This window comes from Streptomyces sp. TM32 (assembly GCF_004122755.1).
Classification (GTDB): Bacteria; Actinomycetota; Actinomycetes; order Streptomycetales; family Streptomycetaceae; genus Streptomyces; species Streptomyces sioyaensis.
In genome coordinates this window covers 51,999-68,944 of sequence record NZ_SDIG01000018.1, presented here as the reverse complement: position 1 = coordinate 68,944, position 16,946 = coordinate 51,999, and the positions used below count along the sequence as shown (strand labels likewise).

Annotated in this window: 14 protein-coding genes; 5 read left to right on the top strand and 9 right to left on the bottom strand. The window is 71.4% G+C overall.

The window, feature by feature from the left end; all coding sequences use genetic code 11:
* On the bottom strand, nt 1–228 hold the full coding sequence (locus tag EST92_RS07000) for a hypothetical protein (protein ID WP_129280065.1): 228 nt from the start codon (nt 226–228) through the stop codon (nt 1–3).
* Between the two features lie 204 nt (nt 229–432).
* Between EST92_RS07000 and EST92_RS06995 the strand changes: the two genes are divergently transcribed.
* Nucleotides 433–1,731: an amino acid deaminase/aldolase gene (locus tag EST92_RS06995; protein ID WP_254068582.1), complete on the top strand. Its 1,299-nt coding sequence runs from the start codon at nt 433–435 to the stop codon at nt 1,729–1,731.
* A 34-nt stretch (nt 1,732–1,765) separates the two neighbouring features.
* Here EST92_RS06995 and EST92_RS06990 read toward each other — a convergent pair whose 3' ends face one another.
* The 4 genes from EST92_RS06990 to EST92_RS06975 form a co-directional block, all read right to left on the bottom strand.
* The gene (locus tag EST92_RS06990; RefSeq protein ID WP_129280064.1) at nt 1,766–3,034 is read right to left on the bottom strand and encodes a haloacid dehalogenase-like hydrolase; all 1,269 of its coding nucleotides are present in this window, start codon (nt 3,032–3,034) and stop codon (nt 1,766–1,768) included.
* A 140-nt stretch (nt 3,035–3,174) separates the two neighbouring features.
* Nucleotides 3,175–3,960: a 3-oxoacyl-ACP reductase gene (locus EST92_RS06985; protein ID WP_129280063.1), complete on the bottom strand. Its 786-nt coding sequence runs from the start codon at nt 3,958–3,960 to the stop codon at nt 3,175–3,177.
* On the bottom strand, nt 3,961–5,337 hold the full coding sequence (locus tag EST92_RS06980) for an aldehyde dehydrogenase family protein (protein WP_129280062.1): 1,377 nt from the start codon (nt 5,335–5,337) through the stop codon (nt 3,961–3,963).
* Between the two features lie 10 nt (nt 5,338–5,347).
* Complete coding sequence (locus EST92_RS06975) at nt 5,348–6,715, bottom strand: glutamine synthetase family protein (protein ID WP_129280061.1); 1,368 nt, start codon at nt 6,713–6,715, stop codon at nt 5,348–5,350.
* 73 nt (nt 6,716–6,788) lie between these two features.
* Here EST92_RS06975 and EST92_RS06970 point away from each other — a divergent pair, with 73 nt between their 5' ends.
* From EST92_RS06970 to EST92_RS06960, 3 genes are all read left to right on the top strand, one after another.
* Nucleotides 6,789–7,508, top strand: coding sequence for an FCD domain-containing protein (locus EST92_RS06970; protein ID WP_129280060.1), 720 nt, complete (start codon nt 6,789–6,791; stop codon nt 7,506–7,508).
* A 165-nt stretch (nt 7,509–7,673) separates the two neighbouring features.
* On the top strand, nt 7,674–9,227 hold the full coding sequence (locus EST92_RS06965; protein ID WP_254068580.1) for an amino acid permease: 1,554 nt from the start codon (nt 7,674–7,676) through the stop codon (nt 9,225–9,227).
* A 13-nt stretch (nt 9,228–9,240) separates the two neighbouring features.
* Nucleotides 9,241–9,936 (top strand): gamma-glutamyl-gamma-aminobutyrate hydrolase family protein, encoded by a 696-nt coding sequence (locus EST92_RS06960; RefSeq protein WP_129280059.1) that lies wholly within the window; start codon nt 9,241–9,243, stop codon nt 9,934–9,936.
* A 37-nt stretch (nt 9,937–9,973) separates the two neighbouring features.
* Here EST92_RS06960 and EST92_RS06955 read toward each other — a convergent pair whose 3' ends face one another.
* On the bottom strand, nt 9,974–10,906 hold the full coding sequence (locus EST92_RS06955; RefSeq protein ID WP_174243943.1) for a LysR family transcriptional regulator: 933 nt from the start codon (nt 10,904–10,906) through the stop codon (nt 9,974–9,976).
* Between the two features lie 99 nt (nt 10,907–11,005).
* Here EST92_RS06955 and EST92_RS06950 point away from each other — a divergent pair, with 99 nt between their 5' ends.
* Nucleotides 11,006–12,154 carry a TDT family transporter gene (locus EST92_RS06950; RefSeq protein ID WP_129280058.1) on the top strand — a complete coding sequence of 383 codons (1,149 nt, stop codon included), beginning with the start codon at nt 11,006–11,008 and terminating at the stop codon, nt 12,152–12,154.
* Between the two features lie 72 nt (nt 12,155–12,226).
* On the opposite strand, the gene EST92_RS06945 is transcribed toward EST92_RS06950, so the two are convergent.
* From EST92_RS06945 to EST92_RS06935, 3 genes are all read right to left on the bottom strand, one after another.
* Complete coding sequence (locus EST92_RS06945; protein WP_129280057.1) at nt 12,227–12,691, bottom strand: hypothetical protein; 465 nt, start codon at nt 12,689–12,691, stop codon at nt 12,227–12,229.
* A gap of 297 nt (nt 12,692–12,988) precedes the next feature.
* Entirely contained in the window at nt 12,989–15,589 is a 2,601-nt protein-coding gene (locus EST92_RS06940; RefSeq protein WP_129280056.1) for an ABC transporter permease/substrate binding protein, read from the bottom strand.
* Nucleotides 15,582–16,805, bottom strand: coding sequence for a glycine betaine/L-proline ABC transporter ATP-binding protein (locus tag EST92_RS06935; RefSeq protein WP_129280055.1), 1,224 nt, complete (start codon nt 16,803–16,805; stop codon nt 15,582–15,584). The genes EST92_RS06940 and EST92_RS06935 overlap by 8 nt, the downstream gene beginning before the upstream one ends.
* Nucleotides 16,806–16,946 lie beyond the last annotated feature (141 nt).

The following is a 16,946-nucleotide window of genomic DNA, read 5'->3' as shown; positions in this document are numbered from 1 at the left end:
TCAGCGGCTGTTGTCCGGATACGAACCACCGTGCCCCGATTCCGGATCGGGGCGCGGCGGGACGGTGGGCGTCCCCGGGGCGGACGGTTCGGCCGGCACCCGGCGCAGCACGGCCGTGTGCGGGTCCGCCGCCGGCTCCGGCGGCGCGGGCGGAGCGGGCCGCCGGGGCGGCTGCGGGGGTATGGGCGGGATGCGCCGCGCATCGGCGAATTCGGCGTCGGTGCTCACCCGCGCTCCCCCTCGCACCGCTGACCGCCACGACCCGATCCGGAATCGGGGCACGGTGGTTCGTATCCGGACAACAGCCGCTGACCTGCTGGTTGCGGTGTCGGGCCACTCTAAGGGCTGGCGGCGTCCGTGCTCCAACCCCTGTCCGCTCTGTGGCCATCTCTCCCCCTACCCAGTGGTAGGAGGTTCTGGCAGGCTGCGGCCATGTCACCGCAGACTGCCGACGCGCATGGCGACAGGGCTCGTCCCCCGGCTCCCGACTCCTCCCCCGCTCCCGGCTCCCCGCGAGCGGGGGGACCTCCACGCGCAGCGGAGACCCCCTTCGACCGGGCCACCGCGCACCTCGACGCCCCGCTGGCCGTCGTCGACCTGCGGGCCTTCGACGCCAACGCCGCCGATCTGGTGCGCCGTTCCCAGGGGAAGCCGATCCGGGTGGCGAGCAAGTCGGTGCGCTGCCGGGCGCTGCTGGAGCGGGTGCTGGCCCGGGAGGGCTTCGCGGGGCTGATGAGTTTCACGCTGGCGGAGTCGCTGTGGCTGGCCCGCTCGGGCTTCCACGACATCCTGCTGGCGTACCCGACGGCGGACCGGGCGGGGCTGGCCGAGCTGACCGCCGAGCCGCAGCTGGCGGCCGCGGTGACGGTGATGGTCGACGACCCGGCGCAGCTGGATCTGATCGACGCGGCCCGCCCGGACGGTGCGCGCGGCGGCACGGAGGTGCGGGTGTGCGTGGAGCTGGACACCTCCTTCCGGCTGCCGGTCGGGAACGTCCGGGTCGGTGCGCGCCGCTCTCCGCTGCGGGAGCCGGCCCAACTGGCCGCGCTGGCCCGGACGGTGGTGAGCCGGCCCGGGTTCCGTCTGGTGGGGCTGATGGCGTACGAGGGGCATCTGGCGGGGGTGGGCGACGAGGTCGCCGGCCGGCCGGTGTTCTCCCGGGCGGTCCGGATGATGCAGGCGGCGGCGCGCAAGGAGCTGGCGCGGCGGCGCCGGGAGGCCGTACGGGCGGTGCGGGCGGTGGCGCCGCGGCTGGAGTTCGTCAACGGCGGCGGCACCGGCAGCGTGCAGCACACCGCGGCGGAGGCGGCGGTCACCGAGATCGCGGCCGGTTCGGGGCTGTACGTACCGCGGCTGTTCGACAACTTCCGTTCGTTCAGCGGGCGTCCGGCGGCGCTGTTCGCCCAGCCGGTGGTGCGCCGCCCCGGCCCGGGGGTGGTGACGGTACTGGGCGGTGGCTATCCGGCGTCGGGGGTGGCCGGCGCGGACCGGCTGCCGGTGCCGTATCTGCCGGCCGGGCTGCGCTACGACCCGCAGGAGGGCCCCGGCGAGGTGCAGACGCCGCTGCTGGGGCCGGCCGCCGACGGGCTGCGGATCGGCGACAAGGTGTGGTTCCGGCACGCGAAGGCCGGTGAGCTGTGCGAGCGGTTCGCCGAGCTGCACCTGGTCGACGGGGACCGGGTGGTGGACACGGTGCCGACGTACCGCGGGGAGGGCCACGCCTTTCTGTGACCGGCGCGGCCCTCCCCCGTACGGGGCCGGTGGCTCAGTACACCGTGTCCTGCTGGTCCGGGATCACCGAGCCGTCGGGGCGGTGAATCGGGGCGAGGGTGCCGTCCGGCTGGACGTAGCCGGCGGTCGAGCACGGGTAGGGGTCGGTCTTGCGCTTCTTCGGCTCGATGAACATCGGGTTGATGATCCAGCGGTGGTCGCTGTTGTCGTACGCCCGGCACATCAGCTCGGTCTTGTTGCGGTTGATGGCGAGGTGGCCGGCGGTGGCATCGCCGACGAACGTCACATCGGTCTCGGCGTCGCCGGCCGCGAAGGCGGCGCGGTGCGCCGGGTCCTGCTGCTCCCAGGCCTTGGCGCCCTTGACGTGGAAGATCTCCTGGTTGATCCAGCAGCGCTTGCCGTCCATGTACGTCAGGACCTCGCCGTTGGTGTCCTTGACGTCACCGCAGCCCTGGACGCCGGTGGTGAGCCGGCCCTGGCTGACGATGTTGCGGATGCCGACGATGTGGTCCCGGTCGATGCCCACACCGGGCGCCCAGGCCCGCACCAGCGGCTCGGCGGACGCCGAGACGATGTAGACGTCGAAGCCGGCCTTCTTGAGGGTGCCGATGAGGTCGCGCTGCTGCTCGTAGTAGCGGATGTATCCGGCCCACTTGTGCGTGCCGACCGTCTGCTCCGTACCGATCGGCGCGGCGAGGTTCTGCTTGCGCGCCTTGGCGGCGTACGAGGTCAGGGCGTCCGGAGTGTGCCCGGCGAACAGCTGGGTGATCCAGACGTAGGAGGGCACCGTGCGCCGGTGGTTCCACTCCCCCGCGAACGCGGGCTTGCCGTCCGAGGTCTTCTCGTCGTTGTAGACGTCGAGTATCTCGTCGGTGCAGCCGGTGTCGGTGGAGGTCGGCAGCGGGTGGCCGGCCGGCACGGAGGTGCCGCAGGCCTTGGTGAGCGCGGCGGCCGCGTCGTCGGTCAGCCACTTGTTGGTGGCCTTCCAGCTGGCGGGGCGCAGCACCTTGTCGTGCCGCAGCATCCAGGCCAGCGTGGCGTCGGAGATGTCGTTCTTGACGACGGTGTTGTCCCAGTCGAAGGTGGCGACCGGCCGCGCGCCGTCGGAGCCGGCGCAGCTGCCCCGCTCGTCGATCATTTTCTGCAGCTTGGCACGGTTGTCGCCGTACCAGCCCTTGGTGACATGAAGGGTGGGGCACTGACGCGGCGCCGGGCCCGCCGTGGCCGTCTGGGCGGACGCGACGCCGCCTCCCACAACCGCGAGGGCGGCACCCACTGCCAGCCAGCGACGTGTGGTGAGCATGGAACACACTCCTGTCGAACGAAGAATCGAAGGCGGAGGCTAGCGCATGGCGGCCGAGCGTGGTGCGAAGCCCGGCCGCCATGAAGCGGAAGTGGAGGTGAACAACTAGGGTCTGGCGTTCGGGGACCAGGCCCTAGTGGTCATACCGGGGTGACGTAGGCACCCGCGATCCCTCCGTCGACCAGGAATTCGGCGGCGTTGACGAACGAGGAGTCGTCGCTGGCCAGGAAGGCGACCGCGGAGGCGATCTCCTCGGGCTCGGCGAACCGGCCCACCGGGACGTGCACCAGACGGCGTGCGGCGCGCTCGGGGTCCTTGGCGAACAGCTCCTTGAGCAGCGGGGTGTTGACCGGCCCCGGGCACAGCGCGTTGACCCGGATGCCCTCGCGGGCGAACTGCACGCCCAGTTCACGGGACATGGACAGCACGCCGCCCTTGGAGGCGGTGTAGCTGATCTGGGAGGTGGCGGCGCCCATCACGGCCACGAAGGACGCGGTGTTGATGATGGAGCCCTTGCCCTGCCGCTGCATGTAGGGCAGCGCGTGCTTGCAGCAGAGGTAGACCGAGGTGAGGTTGACCTCCTGCACGCGCTTCCAGGCGTCCAGGCCGGTGGTGAGGATCGAGTCGTCGTCGGGCGGGGAGATGCCGGCGTTGTTGAAGGCGATGTCCACCGAGCCGTAGGTGTCGAAGGCGGTCCTGTAGAGCGCCTCGACCTGCTCGGAGTCGGTCACGTCGACCTGGACGTAGAGGCCGCCGACCTCTTCGGCGGCGGCCTTGCCCGCCGCCTCGTCGATGTCGGCGCACACGATGTGGGCGCCCTCGGAGGCGAGTCGGCGGGCGGTGGCCAGGCCGATGCCGCTGCCGGCTCCGGTGATCACGGCGGTACGGCCGACGAGGCGGCGGCACACTGCGGTCTGGTCGGTCACTTAGCGCTCCTCTGTGCTGATGAAGATGTTCTTGGTCTCGGTGAAGGCGGTCAGGGCGTCCGGTCCCAGTTCACGGCCGAGGCCGGACTGCTTGAACCCGCCGAAGGGGGTCCAATACCGCACGCTGCTGTGGGAGTTGACGGAGAGGTTGCCGGCCGCCACGCCGCGCGAGACCCGCAGTGCGCGGCCGACGTCCCGGGTCCACAGCGAGCCGGACAGGCCGTAGTCGGTGGTGTTGGCGATCCGGACCGCGTCGGCCTCGTCGTCGAAGGGCATGACCACCGCGACCGGGCCGAAGATCTCCTCGACGGCCGTACGGTCCTCGGGGCGGCCCTCCAGGACGGTGGCCGGGTACCAGAAGCCCTTGCCGGCGGGCGCCTCGCCGCGGATGGCGGCCGGGGCGTCCTCGGGGACGTAGGACCGTACCCGCTCGCGCTGGGCGGCGGAGATCAGCGGGCCCATCTGGGTGGCGGGATCGGCCGGGTCGCCGACGGTGAACGCCTTGACCTGGGGCTCCAGCAGCTCCAGGAAGCGGTCGTAGACGCCGCGCTGGACGAGGATGCGGCTGCGGGCGCAGCAGTCCTGGCCGGTGTTGTCGAGGAAGGAGCCGGGGGCGGCGGCCGCGGCGGCCTCCAGATCGGCGTCGGCGAAGACGATGTTGGGGCTCTTGCCGCCGAGTTCGAGGGTGAGCCGCTTGGTCTGTGCCGCGCAGCGGGCGGCGATCTGCCGGCCGGTCGCGGTGGAGCCGGTGAAGACGACCTTGGCGACGCCGGGGTGGTCGACCAGCGCGGTGCCGGTGACCGGGCCCTCGCCGGGCAGGACCTGGAAGAGGCCTTCGGGCAGCCCCGCCTCCAGGGCGAGTTCGGCGAGCCTGAGCGCGGTGAGCGGGGTGGTCTCGGCGGGCTTGAGGAGGACCGCGTTGCCGGCCGCGAGCGCGGGGGCGGTGCCCCAGGCGGCGATCGGCATCGGGAAGTTCCAGGGGGCGATGACGGCGACCACGCCGAGCGGTTCCTGGACGGTGATGTTCAGGCCGCCGGCGACCGGGATCTGGGTGCCGTTCAGGCGCTCCACTCCCCCGGCCGCGTAGTGCAGCAGATCGCGGACGTTGCCCGCCTCCCACCGGGCGTTGCCCAGCGGATGGCCGGCTTCCTTGAGTTCGAGCGCGGCCAGCGGCTCGATGTGGGCGTCGACGACCTCGGCGAAGCGGCGCAGCAGCCGGGCCCGGTCGCCGGGTGCCACCGCGGCCCAGGACTGCTGGGCGGCGGCGGCCCGGCGGACCGCGGCGTCGACCTCGGCCGGGGAGGTGGTGGGGACGGTGGCCACCACCTCCTCGGTCGCCGGGTTGAGAATCTTCAGCTCGTGCAGACCAGTGGACACGGTCGGTTCCTCACATGCGCTCGAAGGAGCGGAAGCGCTCCCAGTCCGTGACGGCGGCGTCGTAGGAGTCCTGCTCGACGCGGGCCATGTGGCGGTAGTGGTCGACGACCTCGTCGCCGAAGGCCTCGCGGGCGATCGGGCTGTTCTCCCACAGCTCGGCGGCCTCGCGCAGGGTCGTGGGGACGTGGGCGGCGTCGCCTGTGTAGGCGTTGCCGGTGGTGGCCTCGGGGAGTTCCAGCTCGTGCTCGATGCCGTACAGGCCGGCCGCGACCATGCCGGCGACCGCGAGATAGGGGTTCACATCGCCGCCGGGCAGCCGGTTCTCCAGGCGGTGGGCGCGGCCGTGCCCGACGACCCGCAGGGCGCAGGTGCGGTTGTCGGGGCCCCAGGCGACGGCGGTGGGCGCGAAGGAGCCGGGGCGGAAGCGCTTGTAGGAGTTGATGTTGGGCGCGTAGAAGAGCGTGAAGTCACGCATCGCGGCGAGCTGGCCCGCCAGGAAGTGCCGCATGGTCTTCGACATGCCGTACGGGCCGCTCTCGTCGGCCAGCACCGGCCGGCCGTCCTCGTCCTGCAGCGAGAGGTGGATGTGACAGGAGTTGCCCTCGCGCTCGTCGTACTTCGCCATGAAGGTGAGCGACATGCCCTCCTGGGCGGCGATCTCCTTGGCGCCGGTCTTGTAGATGCTGTGCTGGTCGCAGGTGGTGAGCGCCTCGTCGTAGACGAACACGATCTCGTGCTGGCCGAGGTTGCACTCGCCCTTGGCGGACTCGACGGTCATCCCGGCCGCGCCCATCTCGTTGCGGATCCGGCGCAGGACGGGCTCGACGCGGCCGGTGCCGAGGACGGAGTAGTCGCCGTTCCACTGGTTGGCCGGGTTCATCTCGCGGTAGCCGCGGGACCAGGCGTCCTCGTAGGAGTCCTTGAAGAGCATGAATTCGAGCTCGGTGCCGGCGTACGCGCTCCAGCCCCGCTCGGCGAGACGGTCGAGCTGACGCCGCAGGATCTGCCGGGGCGAGGCGGCGACCGGGGAGCGGTCGTGCCAGGCGAGGTCGGCGGTGATCAGCGCGGTGCCGGGGTTCCAGGGGGTGCGGCGCAGGGTGGCGACGTCGCCGTGCATGGCGAAGTCGCCGTAGCCGCGTTCCCAGGAGGACATGGCATAGCCCTCGACCGTGTTGAGGTCGACATCGACGGCGAGGAGGTAGTTGCAGCCCTCCGTGCCGTGGTCGAGGACGGTGTCGAGGAAATATCGGGCCGCGAACCGCTTGCCCTGGAGTCGGCCTTGCATATCGGTGAAGGCGAGGACGACAGTGTCGATCTCCCCGGCGTCGACGAGGTCTCTGAGCTCCTCGACGGAGAGTGGGGGCGTGCGGTCTGCCACGGTGTTGCCTCCTGTCACTGCATCCGGAGGTCATAAGGTAGGCACACGAACCATTGATTGGGAAGGGGTATCGATGGACGGTGCGGCTGACCGACTGGCACCCGTGCTGCGGCCGGTGCGGGCGGGCAACGGCTTCGAGGAGGCGCTGGAGCAGATACTCCAGATCGTCCGGCTCGGCCTGGTACCCCAGGGCGAGCGGCTGCCCGCGGAGCGGGAGCTGGCGGAGCGGCTGCAGATCAGCCGGGTCACCCTGCGCGAGGTGCTCAAGGTGCTGCAGGACGAGGGTCTGGTGGAGAGCCGGCGCGGACGCTACGGCGGCACGTTCGTCCGGGTGCGGGCGGAGAATCCGGGCGAGGCCGAGCTGCGCCGTCGGACCGAGAAGATCGACGTCGAGGACACCCTGCGCTTCCGGGAGGTGCTGGAGGTGGGCGCGGCCGGGCTGTGCGCCGCCCACGGGCTCTCCGACGTGCAGCGGGACCGGCTGCGGGCGGCGCTCGCGGCGACCCAGGAGGCCCCGCTGGCCGACTACCGCCGGCGCGACACCCTGCTGCACCTGACGCTCGCCGAGCTGTCCGGCTCGCCCTCGCTGGCGGCGCAGTACGCGGCGGTGCGGGCGAGCGTGAACGATCTGCTGGACTGCATCCCGCTGCTGGTGCGGAATCTGGAGCACTCCCAGACCCAGCACAGCGCGCTGGTCGAGGCGGTGCTGGAGGGCGACGCGGACGGCGCCCGCGAGGTGATGCGGGAGCACTGCGCGGGCACCGCGGCCCTGCTGCGCGGCTTCCTGTCATGAAACTTCCCGCCCCGGGAAACCTGACCGTCACGAGATATTTCCGTCCAGGTCTTGCGCTCAGCCGCCCTGGCAGCAAAGGTATCGCCCCATACCTTTATTGCGAGGCTGGGAGCGGTTCGCCGGACGCCGTACCCGCCACGGATTCCCGAGGCCCTCGGAGGCGTTGTGTCCATCGACAAGCCCGCGACGAACCCAGACCAGGAACATCAATCTCCTCAGCCGTCCAGCGATGAAGAGCGCCTCCACCAACTCGGTTACGCGCAGGAACTCGCACGCTCCATGTCGGCGTTCTCCAACTTCGCCGTCTCGTTCAGCATCATCTCGGTGCTCTCCGGCTGTCTCACGCTGTACGGCTTCGGCATGAACACCGGTGGACCCGCCCTGATCACCTGGGGCTGGCCGGTGGTCGGCATCATGACCCTGTTCGTGGGCCTGGCGATGGCCGAGGTCTGCTCCAGCTACCCGACAGCGGGCGGCCTGTACTACTGGGCGGCGAAGCTGGCCCCCTCGCGCGGCCCGGCGTGGTCCTGGTTCACCGGCTGGTTCAACTTCCTCGGCCAGGTCGCGGTGACCGCGGGCGTCGACTTCGGGGCCGCGTCCTTCCTGAACGCGCTGCTGGACCTGCAGTTCGGCTTCACCGCCACGCCGGCACACACCATCATGCTGTTCGCTGTGATCCTGCTGGCGCACGGCCTGCTGAACACCCTCGGCGTGAAGCTGGTCTCCCTGCTCAACAACGTCAGCGTGTGGTGGCACGTCTTCGGTGTGCTGGTCATCGTGGGCGCGCTGGTCGTCCTGCCGGCGAAGCACCAGTCCGCCTCCTTCGTCTTCACGCACGTCGTCAACAACACCGGCTGGCACTCCAGCCTCTACGTCGGCCTGCTCGGACTGCTGCTCGCGCAGTACACCTTCACCGGCTACGACGCCTCGGCGCACATGACCGAGGAGACCCACGACGCGGCCAAGGCCGGGCCGCGCGGCATCGTGATGTCGATCCTCGTCTCACTGGTCGCCGGCTGGATCCTGCTGGTCGGCATCACCTTCGCCATCCAGAGCTACGACGGTGCGCTGAACAGCAAGACCGGCGTCCCCCCGGCGCAGATCTTCATCGACGCCCTCGGAGCCACCGGCGGCAAGCTGCTCCTGCTGATCGCCATCGGCGCCCAGTTCTTCTGCGGCATGGCCTCGGTCACCGCCAACTCGCGCATGATCTACGCCTTCTCCCGGGACGGCGCGCTGCCCGGCTCCCGGCTGTGGCACAGCATCAACCAGCGGACCAAGACCCCGACCAACGCGGTCTGGCTGGCCGCCGGCGGCGCCTTCCTGCTGGGCCTGCCGTACCTGTGGAACACCACGGCGTACGCGGCCGTCACCTCGATCGCCGTGATCGGCCTGTACATCGCCTACGTCATGCCCATCTTCCTCCGCCTGCTGCAGGGCGACCGGTTCGAGCGCGGCCCGTGGCACCTCGGCCGCTGGAGCAAGGTCATCGGCACCATCGCCGTCGGATGGACCCTGGTCATCTCCGTCCTGTTCATGCTCCCGACGAGCAGCCCGGTCACGACGGACACCTTCAACTACACCCCGATCGCCGTCCTCGTCGTCCTCGGCTTCGCCGGCATCTGGTGGCTGGTGTCGGCCCGCAAGTGGTTCACCGGCCCGAAGGTCCAGGGCTCGGCCGAGGAGCTGGCCGCCATTGAGCACGAACTGGAATTCTGAAGGGACGGGATCCGTGTCCAAGCCTCTCATCGGCATCAGCACCTACCAGCAGGAAGCCAGCTGGGGGGTCTGGACGCTGCCGGCCGCGCTGGTGCCCGCCGGATATCCGCGGCTGGTGCAGCGCTCGGGCGGGCTGCCCGTGCTGCTGCCGCCGGGCGATCCGGCGACCGCCGCCGCGACGGTGGCGCGGCTGGACGCGGTGGTGATCGCCGGCGGCGCGGATGTGGCACCGGCGCGGTACGGCGCCGAGCCGCACCCCCGCACCGGCCCACCGTCCCTGGACCGGGACGCCTGGGAACTGGCCCTGATCGAGGCCGCCTTGGCGGACGGCGTCCCGCTGCTGGGCATCTGCCGCGGCCTCCAGCTGCTGAACGTGGCGCTGGGCGGCACCCTCGTCCAGCACCTCGACGGCCACGCGGGCGCCCCCGGGGTCTTCCAGCGGCACGACATCAAGCCGGTTCCCGGGACGCTGCTGGGCCGTACGCTGCCCGAGCCGCTCTCCGTGCCGACGTACCACCACCAGGCCGTGGACCGGCTCGGCCACGGACTGCTGGCCTCGGCCTACGCGGAGGACGGCACCATCGAGGCCCTGGAACTGCCGGACGCGCCCGGCTTCACGCTGGCGGTGCAGTGGCACCCGGAGGCCGGCGACGACACCCGGGTGATGGAGGCCCTGGTGGCGGCGGGCGGAGCGGCCGCCACGGAGTGATCCCGCGGGCAGGGCGGCCCGCCGGTGCGGGGGCCGCTCATGCCGTCGGGCGGGTCAGTCCCAGCAGCTGGCGGGCCGGGCCCGCCGGGCGCTGACCGGCCGGCCACACGGCACGCAGCTCCCGGCCCAGCCGCAGCCCGCGTACCGGAATCTCCACCAGCCGGCGCGCGGTCAGCTCCTCCCCGACGGCGAGTTCGCTGAGGACGGAGGGGGCCGCCTCGCTCACCACCGCCGCCTTCACGGCGGTGGTCGAGGCGAGTTCGAGGAGCGGTGCGGCCAGTCCGCCGTGGCGGGCCAGCGCCGCGTCCAGCACCTGCCGGGTCCCCGAGCCGCGCTCGCGCAGAATCAGCGGGGTGGCCGCGAGTTCGGCGGCGGTCAGCTCGCTGCGCCGCCGGGTCCAGGGGTGGGACGGGGCGGCGACCACGATCAGCCGGTCGTGCCCGATGACCGTCCCGTCCAGCCCCTCCGGCACCTGGAGCCCCTCCACGAACCCGAGGTCGGCCGCGCCGGTCAGCAGCCGCTCGGCGACCGCGCGGGAATTGCCGGCGAGCAGTGAAACGGCGGTCCCGGGCCGCTGGGCGCGCAGCGCGATCAACCACCCCGGCAGCAGATACTCGGCGATCGTCATGCTGGCAGCTACCCGCAGCCGGGAATCGCGTCGGCCGCGCAGCGCCTGCGCCCCCGCGTCGAAGGCCTCGGCCGCCTCCACCACCCGCCGCGCCCAGTCCGTCACCAGCGCACCGGCGTCCGTCAGCCGGGAGCCGCGCGGCGAGCGTTCGACCAGCGCCACCCCCAACTGCCGCTCCATGGATCGGATCCGGCTGCTGGCGGCGGGCTGGCTGATCCCGCGCGCCCGGGCGGCCCGCCCCAGACTGCCGAGCCGGGCGACGGCGAGCAGCAGCTCCAGCGCACCGAGGTCCGGGACCCGGTGTGCCAGCGACACGGCGACAGGCTCGGCCTCGTCACCCATCGACTCCTCCAGACACGCCCCTGCACATAATCCCAGCTTATGCCCTCATAGACGCGATGCCCCTGGTGGCGCCGGCACCCGGCCACCACGCTGGATGCCATGGCAACCCTCGCGCACACGGTTTCCCGCGCCGACCCCGGTGGCGGCACAGGCACCGGCACCCCCGCTCGCCCACGCTCGGTCCGCCACCTCGGGCCCAACTGGTACGCCGCCGTCATGGGGACGGCGATCGTCGCCGGTGCCGGTGCGGCCCTGCCGTTCACGGCGACCGGTGCCCGCCTCGCGTACCAGGCCGTCTGGGCGCTGTCGGCGCTGATGCTGCTGGCCCTGCTGGTCGCCCGGGGTGTGCACTGGGTCCGCCACGGGGACCAGGCGCGCCGCGATCTGCTGGACCCCGCGGTCGCCCCCTTCCACGGCTGTACGGCGATGGCACTGCTGGCGGTGGGCGGCGGCACGCTGGCCGTGGGCCGGGAGGTCATCGGCGCACCCGCCGCCCTCGCCGCGGACGCCGTCCTGTGGAGCCTGGGCACCCTCGTCGGCCTCACGGCGGCCGCAGCGATCCCGTATCTGATGGTGACGCGGCACCGCATCGACGCCGGCAGCGCCTCCCCCGTCTGGCTGCTGCCGCTGGTCGCACCCATGGTCTCGGCGGCGCTGGGCCCCGCCCTGGTGCCGCATCTGCCGGCCGGCCCGTGGCAGCAGACCCTGCTGTACGCCTGCTATGCGCTGTTCGGGATGTCCCTGCTGGCCACGCTGCTCGTGCTGCCGCTCGTGATGTCCCGGCTGCTCCATCACGGCCCGCTGCCCCTCGCCCTGACCCCCACGCTGTTCCTCGTCCTGGGCCCGCTGGGCCAGTCCACCACCGCCGTCACCAACCTCGCCCATGTCGCGCCCGGAGTCGTGGACGCCTCCTTGGCGCCCGCGATGGACGCCTTCGCGGTGCTCTACGGCGTCCCGGTGATGGGCTTCGCCCTGCTCTGGCTCGCGCTCGCGACGGCGATGGTGGTCCGCGCCGTCCGCAACGGCATGGGTTTCACGATGACCTGGTGGGGCTTCACCTTCCCGCTGGGGACCTGTGTCACGGGGGCCGCGGGACTGGCCCGGCAGACCGGGCTGGGCGTCTTCGACGGGCTCGCGGTGGCCCTCTACGCCCTGCTCGTCACGGCGGTGGCGGTGGCCTTCACCCGCACCGCTCTCGGGCTGGCCCGCGGACACCTGCCGGCGCCGCCCCGGCCGGTCACCCCGTAGCCGCCGTACGCCCGGCGGTCATCCGCCCCACGGTAGGCGCCCGTCACCGGCCCGGCCGCGGACCGCCGCCCGTCAACCCGTCCCCGGGGAGCGCCCGTTGGCGGTGCGGCGGAGCCAGTACGCCGCGCCCCCGGCCAGGGCGAACAGCGCCAGACCACCCACCGCCTGACCGGCGTCGACCCCCTCGACCCGGCCGTCCCGCACGGTGACGGTCTCGGTGAACCGCGCCCGGCCCGGCCCGCATTCGACGGTGACCGGGTAGCGGCCCGGGGCCGTCCCCTCGGCGACCCGGGCATCGGCGGCCATCCCGCGGCGTCCCGGCCGCAGCGCCACCGACCCGAACAGCGGCGAGGCCACCCGCGCCCCGGTGGCCGCGGCACACCGGCTGCCGTCGCTGATGCGCACCCGTTGCCCGGCCACCATGGGGTCCGGCTCGACATGGGCCGACGCGGCGGGCGCGGCGGGCGCGGCGGGCGCGGCGAGGCCCAGGACGGTGACGCCGAGCAGGGCGGCAGCGGCGGTGTACGCAGGCTTCACGATCCTCTCCTTCGGCGTCCGCGACCGCTGCGGCCGTGGGCAGACCACGGCGACCGCCAAGGAAATACCGTCATATACCAGAGCGAATCACCAGTCCCGTTCCGTCGCGCAGCAAACGCGGCCGGTCGGGTGAGCCGTGCGGAGATCTCGCCGTACCGGCCGCGTTTGGGACCGGCGGCGGCCCGCGGCGGCCCCGCCGAACGGGTCACCGGCACCGGCCGTGCGAGAGGCCCCGCCGCCCGGCCGGTGCCGGGGACGGGGCCCACCGCGGGAGCGTGCCGGGCACGCCCCGCTCGCCTACTTCACCGGCGCCATCTTGTCGACGATGCCCGGATGGTCACCGATCCACTTCTCGACGCCCTTGTTCTCGTTGCCCTTGCCGGCGTCCTGGATGTCCTTCTCCAGGCTGCCGAGCTCCTCGGCGTTCATCTTCCAGTTCTTCAGCCAGCCGGCGAACTCCGGGAACTTCTTCGGGAAGCTCTTGGTGCCGAGCGTCTTGATCTGGTTGTTGGCGCCCCAGGTGCCCTTGGGATCCGCGAGCTTGGTGAGCTTGTACTTGCTGTAGGCCCAGTGCGGCGACCACAGCACCACGGCGACGGGCTCCTTCTTGTGGTACGCCCGGTCCAGCTCGGTCAGCATGGCGCTGGTGCCGGCCGAGGTGATCTCGAAGTCCTTCAGGCCGTACGCCGGGGCGACGGTGTCCTTGAGGCGCTTCATCTCGCCGGTGCCGGGCTCGATCCCGATGATCTTGCCGCCGAACTCGTCCTTGTGCTTGCGCAGATCGTCGAGCGTCTTGACGCCCTTGACGTAGGACGGGACCGCGATCTCCAGCGAGGTCTTGTCGTACCAGGCCCCGACGTCGACGAGATCCTTCTTGTACTTGTCCCAGTACTGCTTCTGCGCCACCGGTAGCCAGCCGTCGGTCTCCACATCGATCTGGCCCGTGGACAGCCCGGTCCACATCGGCCCGATGTCGAGGTTGCGGATGTTCGGCTTGTAGCCGCGCTTTTCCAGGACGTTCTTCCACAGGTACGTGGTGGCGATGCCCTCGTCCCACGCGGGGTAGCCGATGTTCGGGGCCTTGCCGGCATCCTTGCCCTTGGCGTAGGAGGCGTCCGCGGACGGCGCGACCTTGTCGACCAGGCCCGGGTGCTTCTTGAGCCAGGTGCGCACACCGTCCTGCTCATGGCCCTCACCGGCGCTCTTGATGTCGTTCTCGAGGCTGGTGAGCTGCTTCTCGTCCAGATGGAAGTTCTTCATCCACTTGGCGACCTGGGGCTCGTCCTTGGCGAAGCCCTTGCGGCCCAGCAGATGCAGGCTGTCTCCGGAGCCGAAGGAGCCCTTGGGGTCCTTGAGCTTGGTGAGCTTGTACTTGTCGTACGCCCAGTGCGGCGACCACAGCGTGACCGCGACCGGCTTCTTGGCGCGGATCGAGCGGTCCAGCTCGCTGAGCATCGACGCGGTGCTGGACTCCTGGACCTTGTACTCGCCGCCCAGGCCGTAGTCCTTGAGGACCTTGTCCTTGAGGATCTTCATCTCGCCGGCGCCCGGCTCGATACCGGTGATCTTGCCGCCGAACTGGCCGCCCTTGCCCTTGAGGTCGTCGAGGGACGTGATGTCCTTCATGTACGACGGGACCGCGATCTCCAGCGAGGTCTTGTCGTACCAGGCTCCGAGGTCCTCCAGCTTGTCCTTGTACTTCTTCCAGTACGAGGCGTGGGTGGTCGGCAGCCAGGCGTTGGTCTGGACGTCGATGTCACCGCGGGCCTGCCCGGCGAACAGCGGACCGGCCTCCAGCGCCTGGACCTTGGGCTTGTAGCCCCGCTGCTCCAGGATCTCCTTCCACAGGTAGGTGGTGGCCTTGCCCTCGTCCCAGTTGACGTAACCGAGGCTGATCGGCCGGCCGTTGCCGCCGCCGGACGATCCGCCCGACTTTCCGAAGTAGCTCATCCCGCCGGCGAGCAGCGCGAGCACGACCACACCGACCATCGCCACGGAGGTGGCGGGCCGCCAGTGCAGGAACTTCATGCCGCCCAGCGCCGCCTGCGCCTTGGCCAGCGCGCGCCGGCCGAGCGGGGAGACCCGCTGGTTGAGCGCGCCGGTCATCCGGTCCAGGTACATGGCGAGGATGACGACCGCGAGTCCGGCCTCGGCGCCCAGCGCCACATCGACCGAGCTGATCGCGTTGTAGACCGACGAGCCGAGACCGCCGCCGCCGACCATGCCGGCGATGACGACCATGGACAGCGCCAGCATGATGACCTGGTTGATACCGGCCATGATCGTGGGCAGCGCCAGCGGCAGCTGCACCCGGAAGAGCGTGCGCCGCGGGTGGGTGCCGAACGCCTCGGCCGCCTCGACCAGTTCCTCGTCGACCTGCCGGATGCCGAGCTCGGTCATCCGGACCGCGGGCGGCATGGAGAAGACGATGGTGGCGACGATGCCGGGCACGACGCCGAGGCCGAAGAAGAGGATGCCGGGGATGAGGTAGACCATCGCCGGCATCGTCTGCATCAGGTCCAGGACCGGGCGCAGCGCCCCGCCGACGACCCGGCTGCGGGCCGCCCAGATGCCGAGCGGCACGGCGACCACGATGGTGATCAAGCAGGCCACCAGCACCAGGGAGAGCGACTCGATGGTCGGGCCCCACTGTTCGACCGACTTGATCAGCGCGAAGCCGAGGAAGGTCAGCAGGGCCGCCGGCAGACCGCGCAGCCACCAGGCGAGGACCGCGAGGATGCCGGCCAGCAGCAGCGGTTCGGGCCCGGACAGGACCGTGTGGATGACGTCGTAGAGGCCGTTCAGCACCTTCGTAATGAGGGTGAAGAGCCAGTCGAGGTGGTCGCGCAGCCAGTTGACGGCACCCTCGGCCCAACTGCCTATCGGGATCCTAGGCATCGGCGCTCACCTCGTCCTCGGGCGCGTCGTTCCCGGGCGCGGCCGGGGAGTCCTCCGCCGCCGTGCCCGTGGCGGGCTGCTTGTCGAGCCGCGCCGCCGTGGCGGGCGCGCCGGTGGCCTGGGAGGGGACGCCGGAGGCCGGCTCCCGGTCCGCGCCGTCGCCGAGGACGGCGAGCAGCCGCTCGGCCGGTACGGCGCCGGCCAGTTCACCGTGCGCGTCGGTCACGGCGACCGGAACGGTGCTGGTCGAGCAGGGGGCGAACAGCTCGGCGAGCGGGGTGTCGATACCGACCGTCGCGGGCGCGGCGGCCCGGAACTCCGCGGCGGTGCCGAGCGTCCGGCCGTCGGGGCCCGTGGCACCCAGTACGGTGCCGACCTCGGCCATCACCGCGCCGGCGGTGAGCACCCGGCTGCGGTCGACGTCCTGGATGAAGGACGCCACATAGTCGTTGGCGGGCCGCAGGAGGATGTCCTCGGCGCTGCCGATCTGCACGATCCGGCCGTCCCGCATCACCGCGATGCGGTCGCCGAGGCGCATCGCCTCGTTGAGGTCGTGGGTGATGAAGACAATGGTCTTCTTCAGGGACTTCTGCAGTTCCAGCAGCTGGTCCTGCATGTCCCGCCGGATCAGCGGGTCGAGGGCGCTGAAGGACTCGTCCATCAGCAGCAGATCGGCGTCGGTGGCCAGCGCCCGGGCCAGGCCCACGCGCTGCTGCATACCGCCGGAGAGCTCGTCGGGCCAGGACTTCTCCCAGCCCTTGAGCCCGGTGAGTTCCAGCGCCTCGGTGGCGCGCCTGGTGCGCTCGGCGCGCGGTACGCCCTGCACGTCGAGGCCGTAGGCGGCGTTCTCCAGCACGCTGCGGTGCGGGAAGAGCGCGAAGTGCTGGAAGACCATGGAGATCTTCTCGGAGCGGACCTTGCGCAGCTCCTTGTCGCTGAGCGACGTGAGGTCCTGGCCGTCGAACCGTACGGTTCCCGCGGTGGGCTCCAGCAGCCCGTTGAGGGTGCGCAGCAGTGTGGACTTGCCGGATCCGGACAGGCCCATGACCACGAATATCTGGCCCTCGTCCACCTCGATCGAGGCGTCGATCACCGCCGCGGTGGTGCCTTCGTCCCGCAGTTCCTCACGACCGGCACCGTCCCGGAGCCTGCGGACCGCTTCCTCGGGTCTTCTGCCGAACACTTTGTACAGGTGCTCGGCTTGCAGCCTGGCCACATATGCCTCTCTTGTCGCACGAGAAACGACCTGTCACCCCCACGGACAGGTCGTGGAGCGACACGGGGTCGGCCCGCCTTACCGGTGGAATATTTGAATCCGCTACCGGTCAGCTCCGCGTGCGCGTCTGCCCGCCTTTAT